Source organism: Pontibacterium granulatum, assembly GCF_029961155.1.
In the GTDB taxonomy this organism is placed as follows: Bacteria; Pseudomonadota; Gammaproteobacteria; order Pseudomonadales; family Balneatricaceae; genus Pontibacterium; species Pontibacterium granulatum.
Genome location: NZ_JASBRH010000003.1, coordinates 259,028 through 276,572, shown reverse-complemented (window position 1 = coordinate 276,572; position 17,545 = coordinate 259,028). Strand labels below are relative to the sequence as shown.

The 17,545-nt window shown below is 55.5% G+C and carries 15 protein-coding genes; all 15 read left to right on the top strand.

Going from position 1 to position 17,545, the window contains the following annotated elements; translation table 11 throughout:
• Window positions 1-7: 7 nt before the first annotated feature.
• The 15 genes from rsmH (at window position 8) to lpxC (ending at window position 17,378) form a co-directional block, all read left to right on the top strand.
• Window positions 8-946, top strand: a complete 939-nt coding sequence (gene rsmH / locus QKW35_RS04555; protein WP_282351050.1) for a 16S rRNA (cytosine(1402)-N(4))-methyltransferase RsmH — start codon at window positions 8-10, stop codon at window positions 944-946.
• A complete protein-coding gene (gene ftsL, locus QKW35_RS04550) occupies window positions 946-1,299 on the top strand; it encodes a cell division protein FtsL (protein ID WP_282351049.1) in 354 nt (117 codons plus the stop codon). The genes rsmH and ftsL overlap by 1 nt, the downstream gene beginning before the upstream one ends.
• Window positions 1,292-2,998, top strand: coding sequence for a peptidoglycan D,D-transpeptidase FtsI family protein (locus tag QKW35_RS04545; protein WP_282351048.1), 1,707 nt, complete (start codon window positions 1,292-1,294; stop codon window positions 2,996-2,998). Before ftsL ends, QKW35_RS04545 begins: the two co-directional genes overlap by 8 nt.
• Window positions 2,998-4,461 (top strand): UDP-N-acetylmuramoyl-L-alanyl-D-glutamate--2,6-diaminopimelate ligase, encoded by a 1,464-nt coding sequence (locus tag QKW35_RS04540; protein ID WP_282351047.1) that lies wholly within the window; start codon window positions 2,998-3,000, stop codon window positions 4,459-4,461. Before QKW35_RS04545 ends, QKW35_RS04540 begins: the two co-directional genes overlap by 1 nt.
• The gene (locus QKW35_RS04535; protein WP_282351046.1) at window positions 4,458-5,828 is read left to right on the top strand and encodes a UDP-N-acetylmuramoyl-tripeptide--D-alanyl-D-alanine ligase; all 1,371 of its coding nucleotides are present in this window, start codon (window positions 4,458-4,460) and stop codon (window positions 5,826-5,828) included. The genes QKW35_RS04540 and QKW35_RS04535 overlap by 4 nt, the downstream gene beginning before the upstream one ends.
• Window positions 5,829-6,911, top strand: coding sequence for a phospho-N-acetylmuramoyl-pentapeptide-transferase (gene mraY / locus QKW35_RS04530; RefSeq protein WP_282351045.1), 1,083 nt, complete (start codon window positions 5,829-5,831; stop codon window positions 6,909-6,911). It abuts the gene before it with no gap.
• 9 nt (window positions 6,912-6,920) lie between these two features.
• The gene (gene murD / locus QKW35_RS04525) at window positions 6,921-8,270 is read left to right on the top strand and encodes a UDP-N-acetylmuramoyl-L-alanine--D-glutamate ligase (RefSeq protein ID WP_282351044.1); all 1,350 of its coding nucleotides are present in this window, start codon (window positions 6,921-6,923) and stop codon (window positions 8,268-8,270) included.
• Window positions 8,270-9,490: a putative lipid II flippase FtsW gene (gene ftsW, locus QKW35_RS04520; protein ID WP_282351042.1), complete on the top strand. Its 1,221-nt coding sequence runs from the start codon at window positions 8,270-8,272 to the stop codon at window positions 9,488-9,490. The genes murD and ftsW overlap by 1 nt, the downstream gene beginning before the upstream one ends.
• Window positions 9,483-10,568, top strand: a complete 1,086-nt coding sequence (gene murG / locus QKW35_RS04515; RefSeq protein ID WP_282351041.1) for an undecaprenyldiphospho-muramoylpentapeptide beta-N-acetylglucosaminyltransferase — start codon at window positions 9,483-9,485, stop codon at window positions 10,566-10,568. Before ftsW ends, murG begins: the two co-directional genes overlap by 8 nt.
• Entirely contained in the window at window positions 10,544-12,013 is a 1,470-nt protein-coding gene (gene murC, locus QKW35_RS04510; protein WP_425607987.1) for a UDP-N-acetylmuramate--L-alanine ligase, read from the top strand. The genes murG and murC overlap by 25 nt, the downstream gene beginning before the upstream one ends.
• Window positions 12,010-12,966, top strand: a complete 957-nt coding sequence (locus QKW35_RS04505; protein ID WP_425607986.1) for a D-alanine--D-alanine ligase — start codon at window positions 12,010-12,012, stop codon at window positions 12,964-12,966. The genes murC and QKW35_RS04505 overlap by 4 nt, the downstream gene beginning before the upstream one ends.
• Window positions 12,963-13,814 (top strand): cell division protein FtsQ/DivIB, encoded by an 852-nt coding sequence (locus QKW35_RS04500; protein ID WP_282351040.1) that lies wholly within the window; start codon window positions 12,963-12,965, stop codon window positions 13,812-13,814. Before QKW35_RS04505 ends, QKW35_RS04500 begins: the two co-directional genes overlap by 4 nt.
• A 5-nt stretch (window positions 13,815-13,819) precedes the next feature.
• Complete coding sequence (gene ftsA / locus QKW35_RS04495; RefSeq protein WP_282351039.1) at window positions 13,820-15,076, top strand: cell division protein FtsA; 1,257 nt, start codon at window positions 13,820-13,822, stop codon at window positions 15,074-15,076.
• Window positions 15,077-15,186: 110 nt separating this feature from the next.
• The gene (ftsZ, locus tag QKW35_RS04490; RefSeq protein ID WP_282351037.1) at window positions 15,187-16,371 is read left to right on the top strand and encodes a cell division protein FtsZ; all 1,185 of its coding nucleotides are present in this window, start codon (window positions 15,187-15,189) and stop codon (window positions 16,369-16,371) included.
• Between the two features lie 92 nt (window positions 16,372-16,463).
• Window positions 16,464-17,378, top strand: a complete 915-nt coding sequence (lpxC, locus tag QKW35_RS04485) for a UDP-3-O-acyl-N-acetylglucosamine deacetylase (protein WP_282351036.1) — start codon at window positions 16,464-16,466, stop codon at window positions 17,376-17,378.
• The last annotated feature ends 167 nt before the right edge of the window (window positions 17,379-17,545 follow it).

Below are 17,545 nucleotides of genomic sequence, written 5' to 3'. Positions count from 1 at the left end.
CTGAAGAATGGCGCAGGAATTTAAACACATTACGGTGTTGCTGGATGAGGCTGTCGATCTGCTGGTGCAGGACCCTGACGGTTTCTACGTGGACGGTACTTTTGGCCGTGGCGGACACACTGCACTGATATTGGATCGCCTTTCCGACAGCGGTCGCGTGATGGGGATTGATAAGGATCCCCAGGCGATTGCGCATTCACAGCAGCGGTTCGGAGACGAGCCGCGTTTTTCTATTTGTCATGGCAGTTTTGCCGAGATGGAGCAGTTCGTCACCGATGCCGGCATGATGGGTAAGGTTGATGGTGTGCTGCTGGATCTGGGCGTGTCTTCTCCGCAGTTGGATGACCCGGAGCGTGGTTTCAGTTTTACACAGGATGGCCCGCTTGATATGCGAATGAACCCGGGAGTGGGTGAAAGCGCAGCCGAGTGGTTGGCACGCGCAGAAGAGAAGGAAATTGCAGATGTGCTCTACACCTATGGTGAAGAGCGTTTCTCCCGCCGCATGGCGAAAGCGATAGTTGCCGAACGTGAAGAAGCGCCGATTGTGACGACTGCGCGTCTGGCGAAGATTATCGCGGAAGCCAATCCTGCATGGGAAAAAGGTAAACATCCGGCAACCCGTGCATTCCAGGGTATTCGCATTCATATCAATCGGGAACTCGAAGACCTCGAACGTTGTCTTGATCAGGCGCTGGAGGTGCTGGCTGAAGGCGGGCGTCTGGTGGTGATCAGCTTCCATTCTCTGGAAGACCGCATCGTTAAGCGCTTTATTCGCAAGTATGTAAAAGGTGACGAGCATCTGCCGCCGGGCATCCCGGTAACGCAGGATATGCTGAACCAGCGACTGAAGTCAGTGGGTAAGGCCGTGAAAGCGGGTAAAAAGGAAGTCTCTGACAACCCACGCGCACGCAGTGCAGTGATGCGTGCAGCCGTCAAGATTGCCTGATGCTTGCATTGCAACGGTTTCGCAAATTTAAAGAGAAAGACGCGAAACCAGAGCCGGTAAGGATCTACCAGGCGCAGGAGCTGGTTAAGTCCGCGCTAATCCTGTTTTTAACAGTTTTTTTGGTTGTGTTGTCCGCATTGATGGTGATCTTTGCATCCCATGATTACCGCAAGCTGTTTCATCAGCATCAGGTAGCGGTCAGAGAGTACGACGAGCTGCAGGTTGAATGGGGGCAGCTATTGCTTGAGCAGGGGGCTTGGGCAGCGAATAACCGGGTGGAATCCCTGGCGCTGAAAAAACTTCAGATGCAGGTGCCGGATCCCACAAAAATTGAGTTTGTGCGCGATGAGTGAAGAGCATATACACAGACAAATAGGCAAAGGTTGGCGGCTTGCTCTCGTGCTGGGCATGTTGGCGGCGATCACCTTTGGTATCGGTTTTAAGCTGATCTCACTTTACATCGATGAGCAGGAGTTCCTGCAGAATCAGGGTGACGCCCGCAGCTTGCGCGTGATCCAGGTTCCGGCTCATCGCGGCATTATTACAGATCGCAATGGTGATCCGATCGCGGTCAGTGCCCCGGTCGCAACGGTGTGGGTCGACCCGAAGATGGCTGACCTTAACCATGTGTCGCTGGGCAAGCTGGCACAGGCGCTGGGCACCAGTCGTACCGCGCTGGTGAAGAAAATTTCGGCTAAACGTGGCAAGCGTTTCATGTACTTGAAACGCCAGGTAGAACCGGTAGTGGCTGATCGTATCCGCGCGCTGAAAGTGCCGGGTATCCATGTAGAACGGGACTACAAGCGGTTCTATCCCGCCGGTGAAGTGGCCAGTCATCTGGTTGGCTTTACCAACCGTGACGGTAAAGGTCAGGAAGGACTGGAGCTGTCCTATGAGAAAGCGCTGCATGCAGAACCGGGTAAACAGCTGGTTCTCAAGGATCTGTTGGGGCGCACGGTTAAGCATATTCGCTCGGAGAGTGCGGCGCAGCATGGCCAGTCGCTGCAGCTCACCATCGATATGCGCCTGCAGTACCTGGCGTATAGAGAGCTGAAAGCAGCCGTGACTGCACATAAAGCGGATGCTGCATCTTTGGTTATGCTGGATGCGAAAACGGGTGAGGTGTTGGCGATGGCAAACTACCCGTCGTACAACCCGAACAATCCAGCGGATCGCGTTTCGTCGACGATCCGTAACCGTGCGGTGACTGATCTGTTTGAACCGGGTTCAACGATGAAGCCGATGACGGTGGCTGCAGCGTTGATGAGCGGAAAATACGGTATGCGCAGTGTGGTGGATACAGCACCTGGCTACATGCGTGTGAAAGGCAAAACCATCCGTGATCACCGTAACTACGGTGAACTGGATATTACCGGCATTATTACCAAGTCCAGTAACGTGGGTTCTGCGAAACTGGCACTGAGCCTGGAGCCGGGTACTTTGCATCATCTGCTGCAGAATGTAGGTTTGGGCTCAGCGACGGGTATTGGTTTTCCGGGTGAGCGTTCAGGACGACTGCCTTATCTGGCTGAGAGCCAGGTACTTCAGCGGGCCACCATGTCTTATGGCTATGGTCTGTCGGTGACGCCGTTGCAACTGGCGCAGGCTTATCTGCCGTTGGCAAATGATGGCATCTTGTCGCCGGTAAGTTTGCTGCATGCGGAGAAACCGTTACCGCCGGTGCGCGTAATGCCAGCCCAGGTGGCGCGTTCTGTACGCGGCATGATGGAAACAGTGATCAGTATTAAAGGCACCGGCAGGCAGGCGTCGATTCCAGGCTATCGCGTCGCGGGCAAGACCGGCACGGTGCACAAAGTGGGTAACGGCGGTTATATCGAAGATCAGTATATCTCGGTGTTCGCGGGCATTGCCCCGGCCAGTGATCCAAGGGTAATTACGGTAGTGATGGTGGATAATCCACGTAACCAGGAATATTACGGCGGTGAAGTAGCGGCGCCGATCTTCGCCCGTGCCGTGGGTGGCACGTTGCGTGTACTGAACGTGCCGCCGGATAACCTGATTCAGCACGATCAACAAATGGTACAACGCTGATGGACACCATAAGACGCACGTTGGGCGAATTGCTGCCGGAGTTGCAGTCGACCAGTGCCGGGCAGGTACGGGTGAGTGGTATTACCCAGGACAGCCGCCTGGTAAAGGCAGGTGATCTGTTTTGCGCCCGTGCGGGTGGAACCCACAAAGGCCGCGATTTTATTCCGGATGCGTTGGCGAAAGGCGCAGCTGCAGTACTGGTCGACAGTGACGAGCAGTACGTACAGGCAGGTGATGTGCCGGTGATAGCGGTTGATGCACTGGCGCAGCGACTGAGTGATATTGCCGGTTCATTTTACGGTAAGCCATCAGCGCAGCTGCGCATGATCGGCATCACCGGGACGAACGGCAAGACATCCTGCAGCCATTTCCTGGCTCAGGCGCTGAACCATCTGGGTATGCGTACTGCGGTGATCGGTACCGTTGGGAACGGCTTTCCGGATGCTTTGGCAGGTGCAACCCACACCACGCCGGACGCAGTGGGATTGCAGGCACTGTTGGCTGATTTCGTACAGCAGGGAGCCGATGCTGTGGTGATGGAAGTATCCAGTCATGCGTTGGATCAGCATCGTGTGGCGGGTGTGCACTTTGAGGTTGGTGCGTTTACCAATCTGAGTCGTGACCATCTGGATTACCACGGCACCATGGCCGAGTATGGTACGGCCAAGGCGAAGTTGTTTACCGAGCTGAAGCCCCAGCATGCAGTGATCAGCGTGGATGACGCATTTGGACAGACCTTGGTTGAACAGTTAAGTGGCTCTGTATTTAGTTTTGGTGTCGAGCGTGGTGATATCCAGGCAGGCGGCGTATCCCTGCAAAAAACGGGGATTGATGCACAGTTGATTACACCGTGGGGTGATGTCGCATTGAGCACCCAGGTGGTGGGTGCGTTTAACGTATCCAACCTGTTGCTAACAGTCGGTGTACTGGGGGCGATGGGGGTTAACGCCGACCAAATAGAGCAGGAGTTGGCCGCGCTCACTCCGGTACCGGGACGCATGCAGTGTCTGGGAGAAGGTGATCAGCCGTTGGTGATTGTGGATTACGCGCATACACCGGACGCCCTGGAAAAGGCCCTTGAGGCAACCCGTGAACACACCGCAGGAAAGCTTCTGTGTGTGTTTGGTTGCGGTGGTGATCGTGATAACGGTAAGCGTCCAGAGATGGGGCGAATCGCCGCGAAGCTGGCGGATGCGCTGTATATCACCAGCGATAATCCACGCACTGAAGACCCGCAGCAGATTATCGATATGATCGTGCCGGGCTGTGCAGGTGCTGAAGAACAGCGTGTTCATGTGGATCGCGAACAGGCTATCCAGGCGGCCGTTAAGGCTGCAGGCAGTAATGATGTGGTATTGATTGCCGGCAAGGGGCACGAGGATTACCAGGAAATCATGGGAAAACGGTATCCGTTTGATGATGTTCAAGTCGCACAAGCTGCGCTCGGGGAGTGGTCCGCATGATCGGTGAATGGCGCCTGAGCGACCTGCAATCTGAACTCGGTGGTGAGCTGCTGGGTGAGGATGCCGTGTTTACCGGTGTCAGTACCGATACCCGTACCATCGAGCCGGGTAATCTGTTTCTGGCCCTGAAAGGCCCGAACTTTGATGGTCACCGGTTTATCGAACAGGCGCTGGATAAAGGCGCTGTTGCGGTTGTAGTTAGCGAACAATGGGCGGCTGATGTACCCCAGTGGCTGGTGGATGACACACACACTGCGTTGGGATTGATCGGTCAGCTGAATCGCCAGCGCTTTAATAAGCCAGTGTTTGCGGTAACCGGCAGTGCCGGTAAAACCACCGTGAAAGAGATGCTGGCGGCGATCCTGGCTCAGCAGGGATCGGTTCTCGCCACGCGTGGCAACCTGAACAATGACATCGGCGGGCCGTTGACGTTGATGGAGATCGAAGATCAGCATCAGCATGCAGTGATCGAACTGGGGGCGAGTGCAGAAAAAGAGATCGCCTACACAGTCAACCTGACGCTGCCGGATGTGGCCATCCTGACCAATGCGATGGGGGCCCATCTGGAGGGATTTGGTTCCCTGCAAGGTGTGGTACGCGCCAAGGGCGAAATCTTCGACACACTGACCGAGACAGGTTGGGCGATCATCAATCGCGATGATCCGCATGCGGATTACTGGCTCAACAAAACAGAGGGGCAGAACTGTCTGACCTTTGGTATCGAAAACGACCTGGCGGACGTGGTTGCACGCAATCTGCAGATCTCCGAAAACGGCTGCTACCGTTTCCTGCTGGAGGTGGGTGAGCAGCAGGCTGACGTTCAGTTGGGCGTATTGGGTCAGCACAACGTTGCAAATGCGACGGCGGCTTGTGCTGCGATAATAGCGGCCGGTTTACCGCTGCAGTTAGCCGTGACAGGCTTGGAAAAATTTACGCCGGTAAAAGGCCGGATGTGCCCACAGGTGGGCATGAACGGCGCGACTGTCATCGATGACAGCTATAACGCAAATCCCGGCGCAGTGAAGGCAGCAATTGACCTGCTTACCTCACTGCCCGGAAAACATCTGTTGCTGCTGGGGGATATGGCAGAGCTCGGTGACGACGCAGCCGAACAGCACGCAGATGTTGGCAGTTACGCAGCGCAGAAGGGGACCGGCCGTCTTATGACGGTCGGTGCGCTGTCGTTACATGCGGTGGAGGCGTTTAACGCTGCCACCGGTATGCAGGGAGGGCATTTTGAAACCAGGGAACAGATGGTTGATGCAGTCCGTGCATTGCTGGAGCCCGGTATGACCGTATTGGTCAAGGGGTCTCGCAGCGCGGGAATGGAAAAGGTTGTTGCAGGATTGGTTGAAGGAAACCACTAAATGCTTTTACTGCTCGCGGATTATTTGTCCAACTTTTACAGTGGCTTCGCGGTATTTCAGTACCTCACATTGAGGGGGATTCTGGGGGTACTGACCGCGCTGGCGATCTCGCTGTTTCTGGGCCCGCTGCTGATCAAAAAATTACGTGTGAAACAGATTGGTCAGGCTGTCCGTGATGACGGGCCTCAGTCTCACCTGAGCAAGGCGGGCACCCCAACCATGGGGGGGGCGCTGATTATTCTGGCGATCGCTATCAGTACCTTTCTGTGGGGCGATATCACCAACCGTTTTGTGCTGATTACCACCGCAGTGATGGTAATTTTTGGCGCTGTCGGCTGGGTGGACGACTACCGCAAGGTGATTGAGAAGAACTCCCGTGGTTTGCCTGCACGCTGGAAATACTTTTGGCAGTCGGTGGGTGGTTTGGGCGCTGCGGTGTTGCTGTACCTGATGGCAGAGACACCGGCGGAAACCGAACTGATCGTACCGTTTTTCAAAGACGTGATGGTCGATATGGGGATCTTCTTCATCGTCTTTACCTATTTCGTGATTGTGGGGAGTTCCAACGCGGTCAACCTGACCGATGGATTGGACGGCTTGGCGATCATGCCAACGGTAATGGTCGCGGCGGCATTGGGCGTATTCGCCTACCTGACCGGTAACGTGCGCTTCGCCGATTACCTGCTCATTCCGTATGTTTCAGGTGCCGGTGAGTTGATTGTGATCTGTGGTGCGATTGTCGGTGCTGGATTGGGCTTTCTCTGGTTCAACACCTATCCGGCACAGGTGTTTATGGGCGATGTCGGTGCGCTGTCGCTGGGGGCGACCCTGGGGGTGATTGCAGTGATTGTGCGCCAGGAACTGGTACTCGTGATCATGGGCGGTGTGTTCGTGATGGAGACGATCTCGGTCATTTTGCAGGTGGCATCGTTTAAGCTGACCGGTCGGCGAATATTCCGTATGGCACCCATCCATCACCATTTTGAATTAAAGGGGTGGCCCGAACCCCGCGTGATTGTCCGCTTCTGGATTATTACCGTTGTATTGGTACTGATAGGGCTGGCAAGTCTGAAGATACGATAGGAGCAGCGAATGAGCTTAATCGCCAGTGACAACCGGCGAATCATCATCGGCCTGGGCGCAACCGGAATTTCCTGCGCCCGCCACTTGGCACGCAAAGGCGTGCCTTTCGCCGTTGTAGACACTCGCGAAAATCCTGCTGGTCTGGAAGACTTCAAAGCAGCGTTTCCGGACGTGGATGTGCGTTGCGGCGAGCTTGATGCGGATTACCTGACGCAGGCGTCTGAGTTGATCGTAAGTCCTGGGGTGGCGATCAGTCATCCTGCGATTCGGGCTGCAGCGGATAAAGGAGTGCACCTGTGCGGTGATATTGATCTGTTTATCCGTGAGATCAACGCCCCGGTGATTGCGATTACCGGTTCCAACGCAAAAAGTACGGTAACCACGCTGGTCGGTGAGATGGCTGCCGCTGCGGGTATCGACGTGGGGGTTGGCGGTAACCTGGGGACGCCGGTTCTGGATATGTTGGCGGAAGGTGAGCAGGCGCTGTATGTCCTGGAGTTGTCGAGCTTCCAGCTGGAAACCTGCCACGACCTGCGCGCCAACGTCGCAACCGTATTAAATATCAGTCCGGATCATCAGGATCGTTATCCTGACATGCAGGCTTACTACCAAGCGAAGCATCGGATCTTCCGTGGATGCGGTCATGCGGTCGTTAACCGTGACGATGCCTTGACCAGTCCGTTACTGCCGAAAGGTGTGACCACCAGTGCATTCCATCTGGGGCGAGCAGACCTAAATCTGTTCGGTGTTACTCGCGATGACACTGGCAACGATTGGCTGGCTGTCGGGCAGGAAAAACTGCTGCCGGTATCTGAGTTAAAGATCCGGGGGCAGCACAACGTTGCCAATGCTCTGGCGGCACTGGCACTCGGTAAGGCTGCCGGATTACCAATGGAAGCGATGCTGGAAGCGTTACGTAAATTTGGTGGTCTGAAACACCGTTGCCAGTGGGTTGCGGACAAAGCAGGTGTCAGCTATTTCAACGATTCTAAAGGCACCAATGTAGGGGCTACTGTTGCTGCGCTGGATGGACTGGGGCCGACGCTGGGTGATGCCCGGATTGTGCTAATTGCCGGTGGCGATGGCAAAGGGGCTGAGTTTGATGACCTGGCGGCGCCGCTCGCGCGTTATGGCCGTGCGGTGGTGTTGATCGGTACGGATGCGCCACGTATCCGGGAAGTCGTAGGTGCCATTGAATGCCGAGATGCATCCGATATGGATGAGGCTGTGACGTTGGCCACCGAGATGGCGGAAGAAGGCGATATTGTCCTGCTGTCACCGGCTTGCGCCAGCTTCGATATGTTCAAGAACTTTAACGCCCGGGGCGATATGTTTATCGCAGCGGTGGAGAAACTCTGATGCTGGATGCGTTGCGGCACTCGGGACAGCCAAATAACCACGGGGTCTTACCTTTTGATCCGTGGGTGCTGCTCTGTGCCAGCGCGTTGGTGTTGTATGGGTTTGTCATGATCAGCTCGGCATCCATGGATGTGGCGCTGGAGCGTAACGGCACGCCCTATTTCTACCTGATCCGGCAGGCGATCTTTATGCTGCTGGCGCTGGTGGGAGCCATCATCGTGTGGCGTATTCCAATCGATTTCTGGAAGCGCACAGGGCACTGGTGGATGTTGGGCTCCATGGTGTTGCTGATCGCTGTGTTGATTCCAGGCATTGGTCGAGAGGTGAATGGTAGTAGCCGCTGGATACCAATCGGGCCGATCAACTTGCAGGCTTCTGAGGTCGCCAAATTCTGCATGGTCATCTACATGGGTGGTTATCTGGTGCGTCGTCTGGACGAGGTCCGTACCAGTTGGAGTGGGATTGCCAAGCCGGCACTGCCACTCGGAATTTTTGTGGTTTTGCTGTACCTGGAGCCGGACTTCGGTGCCGCCGTGGTATTAATTGGTACTGTGATGGCGATGATATTTCTGGGGGGCATGCGTTTTTCACAGTTCATCCTCATCCTTGCAGGTGCGTTAGGGTTGCTGGGATTGCTGATCGGTGCCCAATCATACCGTTTGGAGCGCTTGCAGACGTACCTGAATCCTTGGGCGGACCCCTATGGCGCAGGTTATCAGCTGACGCAGGCACAGATCGCATTTGGGCGTGGTGAATGGTTTGGTACCGGGTTGGGTAATAGTGTGCAGAAACTGTTTTATCTGCCGGAAGCACATACCGACTTCGTATTCTCTGTGCTGGCTGAAGAGCTGGGTTTCCTGGGCGTACTCGCGCTGGTAGCCCTGTATACCATGCTGGTGTACCGAATGTTCAGCATTGGGCGTAAGGCCGAGAAACTTAAAGAGTTTTTCATGGCCTATATCATCTACGGTTTTACCGTGATCTTTGCCGGACAGGCATTGATCAACATCGGTGTGAACGTCGGCGCACTGCCAACCAAGGGGTTGACGCTGCCTCTGGTGAGTTATGGAGGCAGTAGCCTGTTGGTTAGCTGTGCCATGTTGGCAGTGGTGATGCGCATCGATCTGGAATTGAAGAAGTTGCAGTTAGCCGGGGCTGACGGAAAACCGGCAGAAAAGAGAAATTCGGAAAGCGAAGTACAGGAGCCTGCATATGGCTAAACAACCGGTGGCATTGATTATGGCCGGTGGTACGGGCGGGCATGTTTTTCCGGCACTGGCAACTGCACATGAGTTGCAGCGCCAGGGTGTACATGTGGAATGGCTGGGTACGCAAAATGGTATCGAAGCACGGGTCATTCCCGAAGCGGATATCAAACTGCACTGCATTGATGTCGCGGGGCTGCGTGGTAAAGGGCGGTTAAGTTTATTGTTGGCGCCTTTTAAAGTGTTGTTGGCGATCTGGCAGGCGTTGGTCGTATTGCGTCAGGTTAAGCCGGATGTGGTACTGGGCATGGGTGGTTTTGCGTCCGGTCCGGGCGGTGTCGCGGCGAAGCTACTGGGCAAACCGCTGGTGATCCATGAGCAAAATGCCATTGCCGGGATGACCAATAAGATCCTCTCGAAAATGGCGTGGCGGGTGCTGGAGGCGTTTGAGGATGCGTTTCCGGCAGAAACCAACACCGAAACCGTAGGTAACCCGGTTCGTGGCCCGATCTTGCAGATGAACGATCCGCGAGAGCGCTACGGAAACCGTTCCGGTAAAATCCGGCTTTTGGTTGTGGGCGGTAGCCTTGGGGCCAAAGCGATCAACGAGACGTTGCCCGAAGTGCTGGCACAGATGCCAGAGGCGCAACGACCGGAGGTGTGGCATCAGACCGGCAAGCGTACCTACGAAGAGACGCTTGAGCGTTATCAGCGTTTAGGGCTGGACGCTCGGGTAGTGCCGTTTATCGAGCAAATGGATGAAGCTTACGGCTGGGCGGATCTGGTGTTGTGTCGCGCCGGCGCACTCACAGTGAGCGAGTTGGCGATCGCCGGCGTGGCCGCGATCCTGGTGCCGTTCCCGTTTGCTGTGGATGACCACCAGACAGCGAACGCTAAATACCTGGCGCAGTTGGATGCCGCACAACTGGTCCCGCAGCCCGAGCTGACGGTCGACCGTTTGAAAGAACTGTTAACAGAAAAATTCAGCCAGCGAGAAAAGCTGGGAGAGATGGCAGCCAATGCCCGTGCACTGGGACGTCCAGAGGCCGGTGCGCGGGTTGCTGAAGTATGCCTGGAGGCAATGAAGAGATGAGCGATATCCGCAACCCAAACCTGTTTGAGGTGCCTGAAATGCGCCGTATCCGTGGTATCCACTTTGTGGGTATCGGCGGGGTAGGTATGTGCGGCATCGCAGAAGTGCTGCTCAACCAGGGATACCGTATCTCCGGGTCTGATATCAAGAATTCCAGTACTACCGATCGTCTGGCATCAGCGGGTGCTGAGATCCATATAGGTCATCGCGAAGAGAATATTGAAACTGCGGATGTAGTGGTGGTTTCCACGGCGGTGAACGAAGCCAACCCGGAGGTGAAGGCGGCGCGTGAAAAACGTATCCCAGTGGTGCGACGCGCGGAGATGCTGGCCGAGCTGATGCGCTACCGTCACGGTATTGCGGTCGCCGGTACCCACGGCAAGACGACAACCACCAGTCTGGTCGCGTCCGTTCTGGCTGAAGGCGGTTTGGATCCAACGTTTGTGATTGGTGGCCGCCTGAACAGCGCAGGAACCAATGCCAAATTGGGGGGGAGCCGTTATCTGGTGGCTGAAGCGGATGAGAGTGATGCGTCATTCCTGCATTTGCAACCGATGGTGGCCATCGTGACCAACATCGATGCCGACCACATGGAGACCTACGGTGGTGACTTCGGCAAGCTGAAGAAGACCTTCATCGATTTTCTGCACAACCTGCCGTTCTACGGACTGGCAGTGATGTGTGTGGATGATCCGGTGGTATGTGAAGTGATGCCGGAGATCAGTCGCTCGATTGTGACGTACGGCTTCTCCGAAGAGGCGGACTACCGTGCGACGAACCTGCGTCAGGAAGGTATGTACACCCACTTCCGCGTGACGCGCCCAGGTGACCACGAAGACCTGGACGTTACCTTGACCATGCCGGGTCGCCACAACGTACAAAATGCCCTGGCGGCAATCGCGGTTGCGACCGAAGAGGGGCTGGAAGGTGACGCGATCTGCGAAGCCCTGAAAAAATTCCAAGGTGTGGGCCGTCGTTTCCAGGTGCTAGGCGAGCTGCCGGTAAACGGTGGTGAGATCACGCTGGTGGATGATTACGGTCACCACCCACGCGAAGTCGAAGCGGTCATTAAGGCAGTGCGTGAAGGCTGGCCCGATCGCCGGTTAGTAATGATTTACCAACCACACCGTTACACCCGTACCCGCGACCTGTACGAAGACTTTGTAAAAGTGCTGTCCGAGTCTGATCTGCTGATGTTACTGGAGGTCTACGCCGCCGGGGAAGAGCCGATTCCGGGTGCTGACAGCCGTTCGATGTGTCGCAGTATTCGTCAGCGTGGACGCATTGATCCGATCTTTGTCCAGAGTGCCGATGATATTCAGGATGTGCTGAAGGATTTGCTGGAACCGGGCGATCTGTTGCTGACCCAGGGGGCTGGCGACATTACTCACCTGGCGCACAAGCTGAAGAACCTGTCTCTGTTTAAGAAGGAGAGTGGTGCATGACAATGTTCAGGGTGACGGCTGAAGAGGCACGTCAGCTTGGACGTGTCGCGGTGATCTACGGGGGACTCTCGTCAGAGCGTGTGGTCTCCCTGCGAAGTGGTGCCGAGGTGCTGGCAGGGTTGCTGCGTGCAGGCGTGGATGCCTTTGGTATCGACTTGGGCGGGGAGAATGGTGACCTGAATCCCGTTGCACAGTTGAGTGACGCGCAGTTTGATCGCGCGTTCCTGATCCTGCACGGTCCAGGCGGTGAAGACGGTACCCTGCAGGGGGTGCTGGAGATGCTGGGTAAGCCGTATACCGGCAGTGGCGTAGCAGCATCCGCACTGGGTATGGATAAGGTACGTTGTAAGCAGCTGTGGACGGGTGCTGGGCTGCCGACGCCGGAATACGTCGTGATCGATGAAAATACCGATCTGGCTTATGTCGGTGACAAACTGGGATGGCCAATTTTTGTAAAGCCGGCCCACGAAGGTTCCAGTATCGGTATCGCCAAGGTTACTAACCTCGAAGAGTTGCATCAGGCCTACGAAAACGCGGCCAAGCTGGACAGTCTGGTGTTGGCTGAGCGTTGGATGAGTGGCAGTGAGTTTACGGTGGGTGTACTCAATGGTGAGACGTTGCCGGCGATCAAGCTGGAAACAACCCACGACTTCTACGATTTCGATGCGAAGTATGAGGCCGACGATACACGTTACCTGTTTGAACATGACTTGAGTGAACAGCAGGAAGCGGAGCTAAACCGTCTGGTGATCGATGCTTTTAATGCGGTGGGTTGCGAGGGCTGGTCCCGCGTTGACCTGATGCAGGACGGTGACGGCAATTTCCAGTTGCTGGAGGTGAATACCGCGCCGGGCATGACCGATCACAGTCTGGTGCCGATGGCTGCACGCAAGAAAGGGATCAGTTTTGAGCAGTTGGTGGTTGAAATTCTGCGACCAACGGTGGCCGGGTGAACTGGTTTCGTTCCCGTGACGCTGAAGCGGGTGCGGAAGAGGAACCGGAAGAGCTGACTCCCCGAGGCGCGACACGCGAGGCATTACCGTCACAGGCGGAACCGGACGTTGCAGAGATAGAGCGGGAACAGGACTGGTGGCTGAAACCACTGTGGACCCTGACCGCACTGGTGATGTTTGCCGGCGGCCTGTGGAGTATCTATCTGCCCGTGTGGGGCTGGCTGGACAAGCCTGTGCAGGATGTGAAGGTTGTTGGTGCGGTGCGCCATCTGGATAAACCCGCTCTGGCTAACAATGTGGCTGCCAATCTGGAGCAGGGATTGCTGGCGATTGATATCAACGCAATCCGCGAACAGGTGATCAGCCATCCCTGGGTGCGGAATGCAGGGGTCGTGCGGGATTGGCCAAGAACCTTGGAGATTCGGGTCGAGGAGGAAGTACCGGTTGCCCGTTGGGGGGAATCTGGTCTGCTCAACCACGAGGGAGAGATCTTCTGGCCCGAACTGAAAGAGGAATATGCGCAGTTACCGCGCCTGAGCGGCTCCGCGCAAGACACGGTACAGGTAATGGCCCAGTTTCACGATCTGAACCAGATGTTCAGACGAATCGGGCAGCGGGTGGTCGCTCTCAACTATGAGGAGCGCGGCGCCTGGACGCTGGTGCTGGAGAATAATATCAAAGTGGTCGTAGGGCGCAGCTCGGTGAACGAGCGGCTGGAGCGTTTCCTTGACCTTTATACGCGGGTGCTGGCGGCACGCGCAGAACAAATAGAGTTAGTGGATATTCGCTACGCAAACGGGGTTTCCGTGAAGTGGAAGCCACAGGCAGACGAAGAGAACGCGGGTTAAAAGAGATGGGTTCGACAGCTGAAAGCAACATGATTGTCGCATTGGATATTGGTACGTCCAAGGTGGTTTGCCTGGTCGCCGAGGTAGGCCTGGATGGCGAGGTAGAGATTATCGGCGTCGGTAGTCACCCGTCCCGAGGCCTGAAACGTGGCGTTGTGGTGAATATCGAATCGACCGTGACCTCCATTCAGCGCGCCGTTGAAGAAGCAGAGCTGATGGCGGGCTGCAAGATCCACTCCGTCACAGTGGGTATTGCCGGTAGCCACATCAACAGCCTTAGCTCCCACGGCATCGTTGCTGTAAGGGATCGTGAGGTGATGGACTACGATCTGGAACGGGTGATCGATGCCGCACAGGCGGTGGCGATTCCGGCGGATCAGAAAATTATCCACATCCTGCCGCAGGAATATGTCATTGATGCGCAGGAAGGTATCAAAGAGCCGTTGGGCATGTCCGGTGTGCGTCTGGAAGCCAAGGTACATCTGGTAACCGGCGCGATTAACGCGGTACACAACATCGAGAAGTGTATCCGTCGCTGTGGCCTGGAAGTGGACAATATTGTGCTGGAGCAGCTGGCTTCCAGTTACTCTGTGTTGACCGAAGACGAAAAAGAGCTGGGTGTCTGCATTGTGGATATCGGTGGTGGTACAACCGATATCGCCGTGTTCACCGCCGGTGCGATCCGTCATACGGCGGTGATCCCAATTGCGGGCGATCAGGTCACTAACGACATCGCGATGGCGCTGCGTACACCCACGGCGAGCGCTGACGAGATCAAGATCAAGTACGCGTGTGCACTGGCCCAACTGGCGGGTCCGGAAGAGATGATCAAAGTACCAAGTGTAGGTGATCGTCCGGCACGGGATCTGTCCCGCCAGGCGCTGGCAGAGGTGGTTGAGCCGCGTTACGACGAGCTGTTCACCCTGATTCAGGCAGAGCTGCGCCGCAGTGGTTTTGAAGACCTGGTTGCGGCGGGCATCGTGCTGACCGGCGGTACGTCGAAGATGGAAGGCGCGGTTGAGCTGGCGGAAGAGATTTTCCACATGCCGGTGCGACTGGCCAGTCCGAAAGGCGTACGCGGGATGGAAGATATTTTGCGCAGTCCGATCTATGCCACCGGCATCGGTCTGTTGTTGTACGCAAAAGACAACCAGGATACCGACTTTGCTGCCGTAACGGTGGAAGAGCCAGTGGCGCTGGTTGAAAGCAATAAACCCGATATTTTGACGCGCATGAAGTCCTGGTTTCAGGGCAACTTCTAAGCAGTACATAGAACGATACATGCGGTGGCTGGAGTGGCGTCACCGATATTGCAAGACTGAACGGATACAGCCAGGGCAGGGTGGTTGTATCAAACCGGAAGGAGAGAGTTATGTTTGAACTGGTCGATAGCATTCCACAGAGTGCTGTGATCAAGGTGGTGGGCGTCGGTGGTGGTGGTGGAAACGCTGTCCAGCACATGGCAAACAGTGCCCTTGAAGGCGTGGAGTTTATCTGCGCCAACACCGACGCACAGGCTCTGAGCGGCATGACAGGCAATTCTGTACTGCAGATCGGTAATGAGCTGACCAAAGGGTTGGGGGCAGGTGCCAATCCGGAGATCGGTCGTAAGGCTGCGCTGGAGGATCGCGAGCGTATCGCGGAAGCGTTGCAGGGGACCGACATGGTGTTTATCACCGCGGGCATGGGTGGCGGTACCGGTACCGGAGCCGCGCCTATTGTGGCTGAGGTGGCGAAAGAGCTGGGTATTCTGACCGTGGCGGTGGTGACTACACCGTTCCCGTTTGAAGGCCGTAAACGTCTGCTGATTGCAAATGAAGGTCTGGGTGAACTGCGCGATTGTGTGGATTCCCTGATCATCATTCCAAACGCTAAGCTGATGCAGGTGATGGGACGCAACTGCTCCCTGATGAACGCCTTCAATGCAGCAAATGATGTACTTAAAGGCGCGGTGCAGGGAATCTCTGACCTGATCACCCGTGGCGGTATGATCAACGTCGACTTCGCGGACGTGCGTACCGTTATGTCTGAAATGGGTATGGCGATGATGGGTACCGGTGTCGGTACCGGTGAAAGCCGTGCGACTCAGGCTGCAGAAGCTGCAATCAAGAGCCCGTTGCTGGACAACGTAGACCTGAAAGGTGCCAGCGGCATCTTGGTGAACGTAACCGGTGGTATGGACTTGAGCCTGGGTGAATTCACCGAGGTGGGTGATCTGGTTGCGGAATATGCCGACGAAAATGCCACAATCGTTGTAGGTACCGTGATTGATTCGGAACTTACGGATGAGTTGAAGGTCACTGTCGTGGCAACGGGCCTGGATAAGCCCAAGGAACCCGCACTGGAAGTTAAAACTGGCCTGAAGAAGCCGGACGGCGAATTGAATTTGGACGAGATTGATCTGCCCACCGTGCTGCGTCGACAGCGTCAGGAAAACCTGAACGATGGTGGGGCAAAGGCTGATCCAAAACCAAAACGCGAGACGGTTAAACAGACTGGCACAGACGGGGAGTCCTACCTGGATATCCCAACGTTCCTGCGCAAGCAGAACGACTGATGCCGGGCTGGGTGCGGTTGCTGTTGCAATTATAACTTTGGTACAATTGCCCGTTATTTATAACGCGCGCAGGGTAGGTTACGGCACACAATATGATCAAACAGAGAACACTGAAAAACAGCATCAAGGCCACGGGTATTGGTTTGCATTCCGGTCAGAAGGTTTATCTGACGCTGAAACCTGCACCAATCAATAACGGTATCGTTTTCCGTCGCGTTGATCTGGATCCTGTGGTCGAAATAAAAGCTGCCGCGCACAACGTTGCCGATACCACGCTGTCCACCAATCTGGGTAAGGATGGTGTGCGTGTAGCAACCGTTGAGCACTTGCTGTCCGCCATGGCGGGTCTGGGTATCGACAACGCGTTTGTTGAACTCAGCGCCGAAGAAGTGCCGATCATGGATGGTAGCTCTGCGCCGTTTGTATTCCTGATTCAGTCTGCGGGAATCGAAGAGCAGCAAGCACCAAAACAGTTTATCCGCATCAAAAAAGAAGTGACCGTTACCAGCGATGGTAAGTCCGCGACCTTCCGACCGTTTGATGGCTTTAAAGTGGGCTTCAAAATCGACTTTCAGCACCCTGCATTTGAAGGTCGTAACATGGAAGCCAGTCTGGACTTTTCCAGCACATCTTTCGTGAAAGAAGTCAGCCGCGCGCGTACCTTTGGCTTCATGAGCGATATCGAGTATTTGCGTTCCCAGAACCTTGTTTTGGGTGGCAGTTTCGACAACGCGATTGTGGTCGATGATTATCGTATTCTGAATGAAGATGGATTGCGGTACGATGACGAGTTCGTGAAGCATAAAATTCTGGATGCGGTGGGTGACCTGTACCTGCTCGGTAAGAGTCTGATTGGTGAGTTCTTCGGTCACAAGTCCGGCCACTACCTGAACAATATGCTGCTGCGCGAACTGCTGGCCAACGAGGATGCATACGAGCTGGTAACGTTCGAAGAGGAAGCGGCTGCATCGCCGATCTCGTACCAGAAGCCAGTTGTTGCTAACTGAGACTTAACTCTCTGAAAGCAACTCTCTCCTGCAAAAAAGCCGAACCTGAGTGTTCGGCTTTTTTGTGTCTGTATGAAGATCATCCAATTGATTTGCCGGTCCCGCCGTTGTTGGATTGCGGCTTATTGACCAAAGTCGCAAATCACACGAAATAATTAGCCCTTGAG

Excerpts from the sequence above, each read along its gene's own strand:
- QKW35_RS04545 (WP_282351048.1), top strand. The coding sequence starts at position 1,292 with ATGAGTGAAGAGCATATACACAGACAAATAGGCAAAGGTTGGCGGCTT.
- QKW35_RS04535 (WP_282351046.1), top strand. The coding sequence starts at position 4,458 with ATGATCGGTGAATGGCGCCTGAGCGACCTGCAATCTGAACTCGGTGGT.
- ftsW (WP_282351042.1), top strand. The coding sequence starts at position 8,270 with ATGCTGGATGCGTTGCGGCACTCGGGACAGCCAAATAACCACGGGGTC.
- murC (WP_425607987.1), top strand. The coding sequence starts at position 10,544 with ATGCCTGGAGGCAATGAAGAGATGAGCGATATCCGCAACCCAAACCTG.
- ftsZ (WP_282351037.1), top strand. The coding sequence starts at position 15,187 with ATGTTTGAACTGGTCGATAGCATTCCACAGAGTGCTGTGATCAAGGTG.
- murD (WP_282351044.1), top strand. The coding sequence starts at position 6,921 with ATGAGCTTAATCGCCAGTGACAACCGGCGAATCATCATCGGCCTGGGC.
- ftsA (WP_282351039.1), top strand. The coding sequence starts at position 13,820 with ATGGGTTCGACAGCTGAAAGCAACATGATTGTCGCATTGGATATTGGT.
- QKW35_RS04505 (WP_425607986.1), top strand. The coding sequence starts at position 12,010 with ATGACAATGTTCAGGGTGACGGCTGAAGAGGCACGTCAGCTTGGACGT.
- mraY (WP_282351045.1), top strand. The coding sequence starts at position 5,829 with ATGCTTTTACTGCTCGCGGATTATTTGTCCAACTTTTACAGTGGCTTC.
- ftsL (WP_282351049.1), top strand. The coding sequence starts at position 946 with ATGCTTGCATTGCAACGGTTTCGCAAATTTAAAGAGAAAGACGCGAAA.
- rsmH (WP_282351050.1), top strand. The coding sequence starts at position 8 with ATGGCGCAGGAATTTAAACACATTACGGTGTTGCTGGATGAGGCTGTC.
- lpxC (WP_282351036.1), top strand. The coding sequence starts at position 16,464 with ATGATCAAACAGAGAACACTGAAAAACAGCATCAAGGCCACGGGTATT.
- QKW35_RS04540 (WP_282351047.1), top strand. The coding sequence starts at position 2,998 with ATGGACACCATAAGACGCACGTTGGGCGAATTGCTGCCGGAGTTGCAG.
- murG (WP_282351041.1), top strand. The coding sequence starts at position 9,483 with ATGGCTAAACAACCGGTGGCATTGATTATGGCCGGTGGTACGGGCGGG.